The organism is Blastococcus sp. DSM 46786 (assembly GCF_900109665.1).
GTDB classification, from domain to species: Bacteria; Actinomycetota; Actinomycetes; order Mycobacteriales; family Geodermatophilaceae; genus Blastococcus; species Blastococcus carthaginiensis.
In genome coordinates this window covers 35,974-49,577 of record NZ_FOAO01000003.1, presented here as the reverse complement: position 1 = coordinate 49,577, position 13,604 = coordinate 35,974, and the positions used below count along the sequence as shown (strand labels likewise).

The following is a 13,604-nucleotide window of genomic DNA, read 5'->3' as shown; positions in this document are numbered from 1 at the left end:
GCGTCAGGGGCCCGCGAGCGGCGGGGCGAGCTCCGCCGCTCCGGGGGCCTCCGGGTCGACGATGGGGTTCACCACGCCGGCACTGCCGCCGCCGCGGCGTTCCACCTCCGCCGCGGCCAGCAGCAGGCCGCCCGGCAGGTACTCGATGCCCGTGACCGCGCCGAGCTCCTCCACCACGGTGAACTCGTGGCCGAGGGCGGTGAGCGGCTCGCCGTAGGCGTCGACGAACGCCGGCTCCGCGCTGACCGTCGCCGTGTTGCGCTGGCTGGCCCGCGGGGCGGCGATCGCCTCCGCGAGGTCCATGTTCCGGTCGATGCGGTTCACGAGCGTCTGCAGGACCGTCGTGATGATCGTGCTGCCGCCCGGGGAACCGAGCGCCAGCACCGGCTCGCCGTCGTGCAGGACGATCGTCGGCGCCATGCTGCTGCGCGGGCGCTTGCCGGGAGCGGGCAAGTTCGGCTCGGGCCGGGTGGGATCAGCGGCCGCGAACGTGAAGTCGGTCAGCTCGTTGTTGAGCAGGAACCCGCGGCCGGGCACGGTGATCCCGCTGCCGCCGGTCTGCTCGATGGTCAGCGTGTAGCTGGCGATGTTGCCCGCGGCGTCACCGACGGTGAGGTGGGTCGTGGACGGCCCCTCCGACCCCTCCCCCACCGTGGGCCCCTCCCCGGCCGGGCACGCGGCGTACTCGCCGTCCGGGGCACCGGCGGGGGTCGGCTTCTCCAGCACCGCGTCCGGGGCGATGAGGCAGGCCCGTTCCGCGGCGAACCCGTCGGAGAGCAGCTCGGCCAGCGGCACCTGGTTGTACGCCGGGTCGCCGACGTAGGCGTTCCGGTCGGCGAACGCCAGCGCGCTCGCCTCCAGGTAGGCGTGCAGCACCGGCACGTCGGGCAGCGAGCCGAGCGGGAAGGGCTCCAGGATGTTCAGCGCCTCCCCGACGGTCGAGCCACCGCTGGAGGGCGGGGCCATCCCGTAGACCTCGAGCCCGCGGTAGTCGACCCGGGTGGGCTCCCGCAGCGGCGCCTCGTACAGCGCCAGGTCGACGGCCTCCAGCAGACCCGGCCGGACCTCTGCGACCCCCGCCGCCTCGGGCGGGTCCTGCACCGTCGCCACGATCTCCTCGGCGAGCTCCCCGGTGTAGAGCGGGTCCACGCCCTTGCCGGCCAGCAGCCGGTAGGTGTCGGCCAGATCGGGGTTGCGGAACACCGTTCCCACCTCGGGCAGGGCGCCGCCGGGGAGGAAGAGCTCGGCGGTCGGCGCGAACATGCGGAACCGCTCCTCGTTGTCCGCCGTCTGCTGCCGGAACGTCTCGTCCACGACGAAGCCCTCGTCGGCGAGCCGGGTCGCGCCGACGAGCGCGTCGGCCAGCGACCAGGTGCCGAACTCCTCCAGCGCCGTCACCCAGGTGGCCGGGGTGCCCGGCGTCCCCACCGAGAGACCGCTCGAGACGGCCTCGGTGAAGGGGATCGGGTCCCCGGCCTCGTCGAGGAAGGCGTCGGCGCCCATGGCCAGGGGTGCGGTCTCCCGGCCGTCGATCGTGGCGACCTCCCCGGTGGCGGCGTCGTAGTAGACGAAGAAGCCACCGCCGCCGACGCCCGCCGAGTACGGCTCGGTCACACCCAGGGCAGCGGCCGCGGCCACCGCCGCGTCCGCGGCGTTGCCGCCGGCGGCCAGGACGTCCAGGCCCACCCGCGTCGCATCGGCGTCGACCGTGGCGACCGCACCCCCGGTGCCCACGGCGAGCGCCCGCTTCTCGGGTGGAGCGGCACCCGGGTCCTCGCCCGGCGCGGCGCCGGCGGGGCCACCGGCCACGAGAGCGCCGCCGGCGAGCACGGTGAGGGCCAGGAAGGTGGTACGCGGACGCAGCATGGAGACTCCTCGGGCGTCATCGATGCGCAGGGCCCCATCGGACACCCCCGGGCCCCGGCGCGCCAGCCCTGGCGCCGTCCGCGGCCGGCGGCCGGCCACGGCGGCCACTTGTCACACGATCGTCGTGCCTGGTCAGAGCGCCGGAGGGTAGGCCGGGTGCATGTCCTCCGACACGCAGCTGACGACCGCCGCCCGCGACGAGCTGCTGCGGCTGGCCCGCGAGCGCGGGATCCCCGGCCGGAGCCGCATGTCCAAGGACGAGCTGGTCGCCGCGCTGCGCGAGCACGAGCCCGATCCGCTGCACGACACCGACCACCCCGCGGCGGGCCGCCGGCAGATCAGCTCCCGGGTCGAGGCCTTCCGCCGGCTCGCCGAGGCCCGCGCGGCCGGCGAGATGGTGCTCATCCCCCGCATGCTCAGCGGGAACGACCGCCGGGTGCACGTGCGCGAGACCGTGCGCGAGGACCACGAGACGCGGATCGCGACCGGCGACCTGGAGGCGCGCGCGAAGTTCGACAAGCTCGCCGGCTCGGTCTTCCACTTCTTCCGCGGCACGAACCTGCTCTTCTACCGCGACCTGGTCGGCGAGGACGCCCGGCTGCCCACGGTGCTCGCGCTCGGCGACGTCCACCCCGGCAACTTCGGGGTGATGCCCAGCGCCGACAACGTGCCGGTCTTCGGCGTCAACGACTTCGACGACGCCTACTACGCACCCTTCACGTGGGACCTCAAGCGCGGCGCCGTCGGGTTCCTGCTGGGTGCGGCCGCGAAGTCCGGCCACGGCCGGAAGAAGCAGCGCGCCATCGCGGAACGGTTCGTGCGCGGCTACGTCGCCGGGATCGCCTCCTACGCCTCCGACGGCAGGGAGGAGACCGAGCAGCTCCGGCTGGACAACGCGCCGAAGCTGATCAGGGAGCTGATCGCCACCACGCTGGAGAGGAGCCGGACCGACTGGCTGGCCGGGCTGCTGGACGGCACCCGGCGCGGCTTCCGGACCGACGAGGAGCTGGTGCCGGTCAGCAGCCGCCGGGAGGAGTTCCAGGAAGTCGTCGACCGCTTCGTCGCCGAGAACGAGGTGCCGGTGCCCGAGCGGGCCGGCGCGATGCGGGTGAAGGACGTCGCCGAGCGGCACGGTGCCGGCACCGCCTCGCTCGGCCTGACCCGCTACTACGTGCTGATCGCCGGCGTGCGCGACGACGGCACCGACGACCTCCTCCTGGAGTTCAAGCGCGCCCGCCGCTCCGCGCTGTCCGGCCTGGTGCCGCCGTCGGGCTACGAGGTGGACGGTCAGGCCGACCGGATCCGGCACGCCCAGCGGGTGCACCTGGTCAGCGGCGACGTCTTCTACGGCAGCGTCGACGTCGACGGCCAGAGCTTCATGGTGCGGGAGCGGGCGCCCTACCGGGACGACATCAGCCTGGGCTCCCTCTCGACCGGGGAGTGGAAGCGGTACGCCGAGATCTGCGGCCGCGTGCTGGCGCACACCCACGCCATGTCCGACGAGACCGGCAACGTCGACTACGACGTGGAGCCCGCGATCCTCGATGCCATCGGCAGCCACGACCTGTTCGTCGACGACGTGCTGCGCTACGCCGAGGAGGCGGCCGACCGGGTGCGCCGGGACCACGGGTACTTCACGGCCGACCACGCCCTCGGCGCCTTCCGCAGCGTGGACGTCGTCTACCGCTGAGCGGTCCGCCGCCGAGGGGCCGCGGCTCCCGGCCCGCTGCGGTCCGGACGTGCTCCGGGGCGCGCAGCCCATCCCCCGGGGTGAGTCGGCGCGGATCCGGCGCAGCCGATCCTCAAGCTCCGCCACCGGCTGCCGATGGAGGGGGGACGGCCAGAGGAGGCACGGTGGCGATCGGGATGCGGAGCAGGACCACGGCGGGGCGGCGGCGCTGGGGACCCCTCGTGGTCTCCGGCGTGCTCGTCGCCGTCATGGGTGCGCTGGGGCTGCTCTCCACGCAGCAGGCCGGCGAGCTGGCCGTCGACCAGCACCGGGCGGACCGCGTCCAGAACACGAGCGTCGTCGGCCAGCTGACCGCGCAGCTCGTGCGCGACGGTTTCGGCCAGCTGGCCTCCGTCCTCGCGGTGCAGGAGAGCGCGGGCGTGCCTGCGTTCAGCGCCACGCCGGGGACGGACGCCGCCGAGCGGGACGACGCGCGGATCCGGGACTTCGTCGTGAGCGCGGGCGACGCGATGAACCGCGGTGCGGCCGTCGTCAACCCGCTCGGCCAGGTCGTGGCGTCCTACGCGCCGACGGGAGAGACGGCCTCGCCCTCCGACCCGGGGTTCAGCCCCCTGCTCGCGGCGCTCACCGACGCCGGCGCGGACCGCCTCCCGGTGTCCGGCATCATCCGGATCGCCGACGAGCCCGCCCTCGCGCTCGGTGCTCCCGTGACCCTGTCCGACGGGTCCACCGGGCTCTTCCTGTGCGCCTGGGCCGCCCGGGACGGCTCCGGTGACCGCGTCATCAGCGGTGAGGGCGAGGGCTGGATCGTCGACGAGGCCGGGCTCGTGGTCGGCTCCGCCGACATGCAGGCGATCGGCTCGCCGTTCCCGTACCCGCGGGCCCTCGCGGCGGTGCGGTCCGGCGGGGAGAACGGCATCGCGGACACCACCGACGCCGGCACCGACCACGTCGTGAGCTGGCAGCAGGTCGCCGGGACCACGTGGCTGGCCGTGAACGTCCAGACCAGGGACGGCTTCCAGGGGCACCTCGACCGCGCCGCCCTGCGCACCGAGGTCCTGGTCCTGGCCATGCTCCTCATCACCGGCACCGCCCTCGTCGTCATGAGCCGGCGCCGCGAGCAGGCCATGGCCGTGATCGCCTCGACCGACGAGCTGACCAGGATCCACAACCGGCGGGGCTGGTTCCAGCTGGCCGAGCAGGAGCTGGCCCGGGCCGCCCGGAGCGGCGAGCGCCGCCTGGCCGTGTTCGTCGACCTCGACGGCCTCAAGCAGGTCAACGACGTCCTCGGGCACGAGGAGGGCGACCGCGCCATCGCGTCCGCCGCCTCGGTCCTGCGGGCGGCGTGCCGGTCGGGCGACGTGGTCGGACGGCTCGGCGGTGACGAGTTCGTCGTCCTGCTGGGCGACGGCACGGACGAGGCGGAGGTCCGGCGGCGGCTGGCGGCGGCCCTCGAGGAGTTCAACGCCGGGTCCAGCGCCGCCTTCGAGCTGCGGTTCTCCATCGGCGCGGAGCCCTGGGACCCCCACCGGCCGTGCTCGGTGGAGGACCTGGTCCGCCGCGCCGACGAGCGGATGTACGCCGACAAGCAGTCCCGCACCGACCGCTACGTCAACCTGATCCGGGTCCCGGCCAAGGCCTGATCCCAGGCGGTGCCCGCCACCCACGCCGCGGGCGCCTCCCGCAGCGCGGACGCCGGCTACCGCCGACCCCCCGCCCCGTCCCGTGGGACGTCGCCGGGGAAGCCCTCGACGTCACCGGGGCGCGGTGGGGCGTCCTTGCGGAAGGTGGCCTCCACCCGCTGGAACCCCTTGTACCGCTCGCTGCGCGCGTACCCGGTGTAGGCACGGACGTCGGCCCGGGTCAGCTCCACGTCGTCGGTGAAGGGGGTGAGCAGTGACCGCGGGTACAGCCGCCGGTGCCGGACGACGTTGATCTCCGCGGCCAGCACGACGACGAGCGCCTGCAGGTAGATCCAGACGACCAGGCCGAGGATCACGCCGAAGACGCCGTAGACGTCGCTCGACCGCATCACGTACGTGCCGAAGTAGTACGCGCCCAGCACGTGCAGCAGCTCCCAGAGCACCGCGGCGATGGCGGCGCCCACGGCGACGTTGCGCCAGTCCAGCCGGCGGGCGGTGAGCACCTGGTAGAGCACCAGGAAGATCCCGACGTTGATCGCCAGGCCGGTCAGCGTGCCCACCGCGGTGACCAGGGGCCCCGGCACGGGCAGGGTGTCGGAGAAGGCCGACACGAAGGCGGTGAGCCCGGCGGAGAGGATCGCGGCCACGCCGAGGACCAGGACCAGCAGCAGGCTGCGCAGCCGCGAGAGGAGCGGGTTGGGCTGGGCGAACCGGGGGACGGCGTAGATCCGGTTGAGGGCCGCCTGCGCCGCCTGCATCACGCCCAGCCCGCCGTAGAGGCTGCCCAGCACGCCGATCGCCAGCGCCGCGCCGCTGCCGCGGAAGGTGCCGATGTTCTCGACCAGCGCCGGACCCAGCAGCGGGAAGTCCGAGAGCGCCGACTCCAGGATCCGCTGCTGGAGCGCCGGGTCGTCCTCCAGCAGGAAGCCCAGCGCCGAGGTGAGCACCAGCAGCAGCGGGAAGAGCGAGACGAACCCGTAGTAGGTGATCAGCGCGGCCAGGTGCGGCCCCCGGTCGTCGACGAACTTGTAGACCACCGCCAGCGGGAACCCCGCCGCGGGATGCCTGGTCTGGAACGCGTCGAGCCGTGCGGCGACACCCATGCGTGCACCTCCTCCCTCGTCGGCGGCTACCCGGAACCGGTGCGCGCACGCACGGCGGCCCCGCAGCGAACTGCGCGGCCGCCGGACGGGATCGGTCAGTGCGCGGCGACCGGGCTGCCGGCTCCTGCCACCGGCCGCAGCAGCCGCACGCCGACGGCCGCCACCAGCGACAGCGCACCGAGCACGGCGAGGGCGGCACCGAGGCCCCCGAGGGCGCCGGTGAGCGCCAGGACGACCAGCGGGCAGACGAACTGGCCGATGAAGAAGACCGACGTCCAGGCACCGGTCCCGCGGCCGCGCTGCTCGAAGCCCAGCGAGCTGAGCGCCCAGGTGAGCAGCGACGGCAGGATCAGCCCGTTGCCGAAGCCGGTGATCACGGCGAACGCGATCACGGCAGGGACCGTCGAGGACAGGCCGAGCCCGACGATGCCGACGCCGGAGAGGGCGAAGGCGAGCGGCACCAGGACCACCGGACCCCGCCTGGCCAGCCGGCCGAAGAGGATCCCACCGACCGCGGTGCCGACCGAGGCGATCGCGCTGGCGGCGCCGATGACCGCCGTCGAGACCACGCCGATGCTGTCGAGCTTGAAGGACAGCTGGACGATCAGGACGTAGAAGACCAGCCCACCCAGCAGGGACACCCCCAGCGGCGGGCCCAGCTGACGCCACGGCAGGGCCGGCAGCTTCTCGGCACGTGCTGCCGCCTGCGTCCGCGGCGCCGGCTGCCAGATCAGCGTGGCGGCCGCGACCGCGAGCGGCAGGCTGACCGCGTACAGCCAGAACGGCGTCCGCCAGTCGGCCGCGCCCAGCGCGCCGCCGACCCCGAAGAAGATGGTCGCGGCGACGGTCGTGAAGACCACCTGGAGCCCGAAGTACTTCTCCCGCGCGGAGCCGTGGAAGTAGTCGGCCAGCAGGGTCGTGCAGCAGGTCATGATCGCCGCCTCGGTGAGGCCGAGGAGCACGCGGCTGGCGACGACGAGCTCCAGCGAGGGCAGCCAGAGCGGCGCCGTCCCGACGACGGCGTAGACGACGAGCGAGCTGACGAGCAGCCGCTTGCGGCCGACCCGGTCGACGATCCGGCCGGCGATCATGGCCGTGAGGCCGATGACCAGCGCCGGCGCGGTCAGCACGATCGGCGCCAGCGCCTCGACCCCCGGGGTGTCGGCGAAGGCGTCCTGGATGCGGGGCAGCACGGGGGCGAGCAGCACGGCACCCAGGACGGCCAGGCAGCTGGACAGCAGCAGGACCAGCGCCTGTGCGCGGCCGGCCGGGCGGCCGGTGGCGGGGTCGACGGCGACCTCACCGGCGAGCGGCTCCTCGGCCGGCCGTTCAGGGCTCAGGACGTTCTCCGACACGGGGATCTCCATCGACGGGCGTGCCGGTCCGGGTGACCGGCATCACTGGCGGTGAAGTGTCAGCACGCCGGACCCCGAGCGGAAATCACTTCTCGTGCTGACCGGCATCAGCCTGATCGATACCGGCCGACCACCCTCCCGCCGCCAGGTCGGCCGCCCGGACGACCAGGTCCCGGAGGTAGACGTGCTCGGGGTCGTCGTCGAAGACGGGGTGCCACCACATCGACTCGATGAGCGGCCCGGCGTCGAAGGGGCACGGCAGCGCCCGGATGCCGATGTCGAGCGGCAGCAGGTCGACCAGCCTGCGCTGCAGCAGCGCGATCCGGTCGGTGCCGGCGATCAGCGCCGGCACGGTCAGGAAGTTCTCGACGACGACCTGGACCTGCGGCTCGATCCCCAGCATGCGCATCTGCCGCGCGGCCGGCGTCGACGCCGTCGGCCCGTGGTAGGTGGCCACCCACGGGAGGGTCTCCAGGTCCTGCACGGTCAGGCCCACGTCGGCGACGGGGTTGTCGGCGGCCACCACGCAGACCCACTGGTCGCGGTACAGGTCCCGGCGGGACAGGTCGGTGAGGAAGCCGGGCGGCAGGAAGAGGAGGTCCGCGGACAGCAGGGCCTGCTCGGCCCGGTCCACGACCGCCGGGGAGTGCGTGCTGAGCCGCAGCCGGGTGTGCGGCGCCTCCTCGGCCAGCAGACGGGCCACGGTGTCGCCGAGCACCGCGACGACGTAGTCGCTGACCAGCAGGGTGAACTCGCGGGTCGAGGACGCCGGGTCGAACTCCGGCTGGGCCGAGAACACCCGCTCGACACCCGACAGGGCGATCCGCGCCAGCTCCCTGAGCTGCACCGCGAGCGGCGTCAGCCGGTACTCGTTGCCGACACGGGTGAGCAGCTCGTCGTCGAAGTGGCGGCGGAGGCGGGCCAGGGAGGCCGAGAGGGCCGGCTGGCTGAGACCCATCTGGGCCGCGGCCCGCGTGACGCTGCGCTGCTGGAGCAGCGCGTCGAGCGACACGAGCAGGTTGAGGTCCAGGCTCGCCAGGTTCACGCCGACCACGCTATCGACGGCGCTGATGCATGTCATCAGACATCTCGTCTTCCCTCACCCGTGTGGGCTGCGCCACCGTCAGGACCGTGCAGCCGAACTCCGACAGCCTCGACCGCAGCGACCCCGAGGGCGCCATCGCCGCGGCCGCGAAGCGCTGCTCGAACTGGGGCCGGTGGGGCGCCGACGACGTCCTGGGCACGCTGAACTTCCTCACCGAGGACAAGCGCGTCGAGGGCGCTTCCCTGGTCCGCCGGGGTGCGAGCTTCTCGCTGTCGCAGCCCTTCGACACCGACGGCCCGCAGAAGGGCTGGCGGCGCCGGACCAACCCCGTGCACACGATGACCGACACCGGCACCGACGCCGAGCGGGGCGTGCAGGGGTTCCCGCACGGCATCGGCGGCGCCGATGACGTGATCTCGATGCCGCTGCAGTGCTCCACGCAGTGGGACGGCCTGGGGCACATCTTCGACCACGGCTTCGCCTGGAACGGCCGTCGCGCCGGCGACGTCGTCACCAGCCTCGGCGACTCGGTGACCGGCATCGAGACCGTCGCCTCGCTCATCGCCGGCCGCGGCGTGCTGCTCGACGTCGGCCGTGCGATCGGTACCGACGGCGAACTGCCCGACGGCTTCGCCATCACCGCCGAGCACCTCGAGGCCACCATCGCTGCGCAGGGCGGGTCCTCCCGCGTCGGTCGGGGCGACCTGCTCCTGGTGCGGACCGGGCGGCTGACCCGGGCCCGCCGGGACATCGCCGAGGGCCGCGGCTGGTGCGACTACGCCGGCGGCGCCGCTCCCGGCCTGTCGTTCACCACCGCCGACTGGCTGCACGGCAGCGAGATCGCCGGCATCGCCACCGACACCTGGGGGTTCGAGGTCCGGCCCAACGAGTTCGACATCGCCTTCCAGCCGCTGCACCAGGTGGCCATCCCCAACATCGGGCTGTTCATCGGCGAGATGTGGGACCTCGACGCCCTCGCCGCCGACTGCGCCGAGGACGGCCGGTACGACTTCTGGCTCACCGCGGCCCCCTTGCGCGTGACCGGCGCCGTCGGCGCCCCCGTCAACCCGATCGCCGTCAAGTAGACCGACGTAGGAGACCACATGCCTGCCGTGAACAACGTCCTCGTCGTCGGAGCCGGGTTGGCCGGCGCCGCGACCGCGATCCACCTGGCGAAGGCCGGGATCGCCGTGGACCTCCTCGAGATCAAGCCGGACATCGCCGCGATCGGCTCCGGGATCACGCTGCAGGGCAACGCCCTGCGCGAGCTGCGCTCCCTGGGGGTGTGGGACCAGGTCCAGGCCGCCGGCTACGCCTTCGACGTCACCGGCATCCGTGCCCCGGACCCGCACGGCACGGTGGTCGCCGAGATCCCCGACGCCAGGACCGGCGGCCCCGATCTCCCCGCCGCCATGGGCATGCCCCGGCCCGAGCTGGCCCGCATCCTGTGCGAGCGGGCCACCGAGGTCGGCGTGAAGCTGCGGTACGGCACGACCCACACCGGGCTGGCCCAGGACGAGGGCGGCGTCGACGTCTCCTTCGCCGACCACTCGACCGGCCGGTACGACCTCGTCGTGGGCGCCGACGGGGTCCGTTCCTGGACCCGCCGCGCGCTCGGCGTCAACCTGGAGACCAGGTCGGTCGGCATGGGCATCTGGCGCGCCTTCGGACCGCGACCGGCGAGCGTCACCCGGACCGACCTCTACTACGGCGGTCCGTCCTACATCGCCGGCTACTGCCCCACCGGCGAGGACACCCTCTACGCGTACATCGTCGAGGACGCCCAGGACCGCAGCGCCCTCTCCCCCGACGAGCAGCTGGCCACCATGAAGCAGCTCTCGCAGGCCTACCACGGCCCCTGGGACGAGATCCGCGAGACGCTCACCGACCCGTCCCGGGTGAACTACACCTGGTTCGAGACGCACGTCCTCGACGAGCCGTGGAACCGCGGCCGGGTGGTGCTCATCGGCGACGCCGCGCACACCTGTCCGCCCACCATCGCGCAGGGCGGCGCCATGGCCCTGGAGGACGCCGTCGTCCTCGCCGAACTGCTCGTCGAGCGCGACGTCCTCGACCAAGACCTGTGGGACGCCTTCCACGCCCGCCGCTACCAGCGCGCCAGGACCGTCGTCGACGCATCCAACCAGCTCGCGCAGTGGCAGCTCGACCACGTCCAGGGCGACATCCCGAGCCTCATGCGCTCCGTCGCCATCCTCACCAGCCAGCCCGCGTGACCCCCGGAGAAACCCGATGACCCAGCGCCTGATCACCCACCTGCGGCACGTCGACCTGGCCGTGCCCGACTTCGCCACGCAGCTCGACTTCTACTCCGGCACGTGGGGTCTGAAGACCGAGCACACCGACTCCGGGCTGGCCTTCCTGGCCGCCGAGGGCTCACCGGAGCAGTACATCGTGCGGCTGCGCGAGGCGACGGACAAGCGGATCGACCTGATCTCCTTCGGCGCCGCGAACGCCGCCGATGTCGACACCCTCGCCGGACAGCTGGCCGCCGACGGCGTCCGGCTGGTGCACGAGCCGACCGACCTGCAGACCCCCGGTGGGGGCTACGGGTTCCGGTTCTTCGACAACGAGGGCCGCACCATCGAGGTCAGCTCCGACGTCGAGGTGCGCCAGCACCGCACGATCGAGGAGGGCGAGTCGATCCCGGTCCGCCTCTCCCACGTGGTTCTCAACTCCGCCGACCCCGAGGGCACCGTCGCCTTCTACGACAAGCACCTGAGCTTCTCGCTGTCGGACACGCTCATGCACCCCCGCATGGGCAACATGATGTGGTTCCTGCGCACCAACGCCTGGCACCACAGCATGGCGATCGCCCGCGGGCCGCACCCCTCGCTGCACCACGCCTCCTTCGAGATGCGCGGCATCGACGAGTACATGCGCGGAACGGGGAGGCTGCTGCGCGCCGGCGTGGAGAAGATCTGGGGCCCGGGCCGGCACCTGGCCGGCAACAACACCTTCAGCTACTTCCTCGACCCGCACGGCAACACCGTCGAGTACACGACCGAGCTGGAGACCCTCGACGAGGACACCTGGCACCCGCACCTCTACGACATCAGCAACCCCGAGGTCAGCGACCAGTGGGGCACGGCGAACGCCATGAACGAGTTCGTCGCGCAGAAGTCGTTCAACGACCCCGACAAGGGTCTCTTCGTCGCTCCTCCCGTCTGATGCGGTTCGCCACCTGGGAGGCGGAGGGCCGCGTGCAGGCCGGCGTGGTGGAAGCCGCCGGCCTGCACGCCCTTCCCGACGGCCGCAGCATCCTCGACCTCGTCCGCGCCGGCCTGCCGGCGGCCCTCGAGGCGGGCGCCGCTGCTCTCGACGGCCCCGCCGTGCCGCTGGGATCCGTCCGCCTGCTGCCGCCGCTGACGCCCCCGACCGTCCGCGACTTCGTCGCCTTCGAGGAGCACGTGGAAGGCATCGTCGCCGGCAACGGCGAGGCGGTCGTGCCCGAGTGGTACCAGGCGCCGACGTTCTACTTCACCAACCCGTACGCGCTCGTCGGCGCGCACGACGACGTCGCGGTGCCGCCGGGATCGCAGCGCTTCGACTTCGAGCTGGAGGTCGCGGTGGTGGTGGGCCGGGACGGCGCCTCGCTGACCCCCGAGACCGCCCGCGAGCACGTGTTCGGCTACACCATCTTCAACGACTGGTCCGCCCGCGACCTGCAGTTCCGCGAGATGGCCGTCAAGCTCGGGCCGGCCAAGGGCAAGGACTCCGCCACCACCCTCGGCCCGTGGCTGGTCACCGCCGACGAGCTGGAGCCCTACCGCGACGCCGACGGCTTCCTGGCGCTGGACATGCGGGTATCGGTCAACGGCGAGCAGCTCGGCCAGGACCTGCTGTCCAACATGGGCTGGCCGTTCGAGGAGCTGATCTCCTACGCCTCCCGCGGCACGGAGGTGCGCGCGGGCGACGTCCTCGGCTCGGGCACCTGCGGCAACGGCGGCTGCCTCGCCGAGCTGTGGGGGCGGCACGGCGCCACCGCTCCCCCACCGCTGCGGCCCGGCGACGTCGTCGAGATGACCGTCGAGGGCCTCGGCACGATCCGCAACCGCGTCGTCGAGGGCCTGGACCTGCCACCGGTGGCCCCGGCCCGGCCCCGGTCGCGGGCCCGCACGCGCACGTCGTGAGGGTCGCGGGGAAGGTCGTCGTCGTCACCGGCGCCGGGCAGGGGCAGGGCGCCGCCGAGGCGCGGCTCCTCGCCGCCGAGGGCGCGACGGTGATCGGCTGCGACCTCGGTCCGGAGCCGGTCGAGGAGCTGCCAGGGGTCGAGTACCGGCAGCTCGACGTCACCGACGCCGCGGCATGGGCAGCCCTGGCCGCCGGCCTCGCCCGGGTGGACGGGTTGGTCGCCAACGCCGGCATCACCTGGCGGGCACGGCTGGCCGACCTCGACCCGGCCGACCTCGCCCGGGTGTCGGAGGTCAACGTCACCGGCACACTCCTGGGTGTCCAGGCGCTCACCCCGCTGATGACCGCCGGCGGGTCGGTGGTCGTCGTCGGTTCGGTCGCCGCCCTGACCGGTCACTATCCGGTGGCCTACACGGCGTCGAAGTGGGCGCTGCGCGGGCTGGCCAAGGCCGCCTGCCTGGAGCTCGGGCCGCGCGGCGTCCGGGTCAACACCGTGCACCCCGGCTACATCGAGACGCCGATGACCGCCTCCGCGGCGCCGGCGTTCCGCGATGCCAACGTCGCCGAGACCCCGCTCGGCCGCACCGGGACCGTCGACGAGGTCGCGCCGCTCGTGCTCTTCCTCGTCAGCGACGAGTCCTCCTTCATCTCCGGCGCGGAGATCCCCGTCGACGGCGGGATGACCGCCCACGGCGGCGTGAAGTCGATCAGCGACGCCGTCCGCACCGCCTCCTGAACCACTCCGAGAGG

General features: G+C 73.4%; 11 protein-coding genes. 7 read left to right on the top strand and 4 right to left on the bottom strand.

Features of this window, described 5'->3' with window-relative positions; genetic code table 11:
* Positions 1-3: 3 nt before the first annotated feature.
* Positions 4-1,866 (bottom strand): gamma-glutamyltransferase, encoded by a 1,863-nt coding sequence (gene ggt, locus BMW62_RS03865; protein WP_091929529.1) that lies wholly within the window; start codon positions 1,864-1,866, stop codon positions 4-6.
* 160 nt (positions 1,867-2,026) lie between these two features.
* On the opposite strand from ggt, the gene BMW62_RS03860 reads away from it, so the two are divergent.
* Positions 2,027-3,556: a DUF2252 family protein gene (locus tag BMW62_RS03860; RefSeq protein WP_091929528.1), complete on the top strand. Its 1,530-nt coding sequence runs from the start codon at positions 2,027-2,029 to the stop codon at positions 3,554-3,556.
* A 164-nt stretch (positions 3,557-3,720) separates the two neighbouring features.
* The gene (locus tag BMW62_RS03855) at positions 3,721-5,199 is read left to right on the top strand and encodes a GGDEF domain-containing protein (protein WP_091929527.1); all 1,479 of its coding nucleotides are present in this window, start codon (positions 3,721-3,723) and stop codon (positions 5,197-5,199) included.
* Between the two features lie 56 nt (positions 5,200-5,255).
* On the opposite strand, the gene BMW62_RS03850 is transcribed toward BMW62_RS03855, so the two are convergent.
* The 3 genes from BMW62_RS03850 to BMW62_RS03840 all read right to left on the bottom strand — a co-directional run bounded on the left by BMW62_RS03850 (position 5,256) and on the right by BMW62_RS03840 (position 8,702).
* A complete protein-coding gene (locus tag BMW62_RS03850) occupies positions 5,256-6,302 on the bottom strand; it encodes a YihY/virulence factor BrkB family protein (protein ID WP_091929526.1) in 1,047 nt (348 codons plus the stop codon).
* Positions 6,303-6,397: 95 nt separating this feature from the next.
* Positions 6,398-7,657, bottom strand: a complete 1,260-nt coding sequence (locus tag BMW62_RS03845) for an MFS transporter (RefSeq protein ID WP_211434967.1) — start codon at positions 7,655-7,657, stop codon at positions 6,398-6,400.
* A gap of 85 nt (positions 7,658-7,742) precedes the next feature.
* Positions 7,743-8,702 (bottom strand): LysR family transcriptional regulator, encoded by a 960-nt coding sequence (locus BMW62_RS03840; protein ID WP_091929661.1) that lies wholly within the window; start codon positions 8,700-8,702, stop codon positions 7,743-7,745.
* An 86-nt stretch (positions 8,703-8,788) separates the two neighbouring features.
* Here BMW62_RS03840 and BMW62_RS03835 point away from each other — a divergent pair, with 86 nt between their 5' ends.
* The 5 genes from BMW62_RS03835 to BMW62_RS03815 are packed head-to-tail and all read left to right on the top strand — an operon-like array spanning position 8,789 to position 13,590.
* Positions 8,789-9,787 carry a cyclase family protein gene (locus tag BMW62_RS03835; RefSeq protein ID WP_091929524.1) on the top strand — a complete coding sequence of 333 codons (999 nt, stop codon included), beginning with the start codon at positions 8,789-8,791 and terminating at the stop codon, positions 9,785-9,787.
* 18 nt (positions 9,788-9,805) lie between these two features.
* A complete protein-coding gene (locus BMW62_RS03830; RefSeq protein ID WP_091929523.1) occupies positions 9,806-10,936 on the top strand; it encodes an FAD-dependent oxidoreductase in 1,131 nt (376 codons plus the stop codon).
* A gap of 16 nt (positions 10,937-10,952) precedes the next feature.
* Positions 10,953-11,891, top strand: coding sequence for a VOC family protein (locus BMW62_RS03825; RefSeq protein WP_091929522.1), 939 nt, complete (start codon positions 10,953-10,955; stop codon positions 11,889-11,891).
* The gene (locus tag BMW62_RS03820; RefSeq protein ID WP_091929521.1) at positions 11,891-12,853 is read left to right on the top strand and encodes a fumarylacetoacetate hydrolase family protein; all 963 of its coding nucleotides are present in this window, start codon (positions 11,891-11,893) and stop codon (positions 12,851-12,853) included. The genes BMW62_RS03825 and BMW62_RS03820 overlap by 1 nt, the downstream gene beginning before the upstream one ends.
* On the top strand, positions 12,850-13,590 hold the full coding sequence (locus BMW62_RS03815; RefSeq protein ID WP_091929520.1) for an SDR family NAD(P)-dependent oxidoreductase: 741 nt from the start codon (positions 12,850-12,852) through the stop codon (positions 13,588-13,590). Before BMW62_RS03820 ends, BMW62_RS03815 begins: the two co-directional genes overlap by 4 nt.
* Positions 13,591-13,604: the final 14 nt, after the last annotated feature.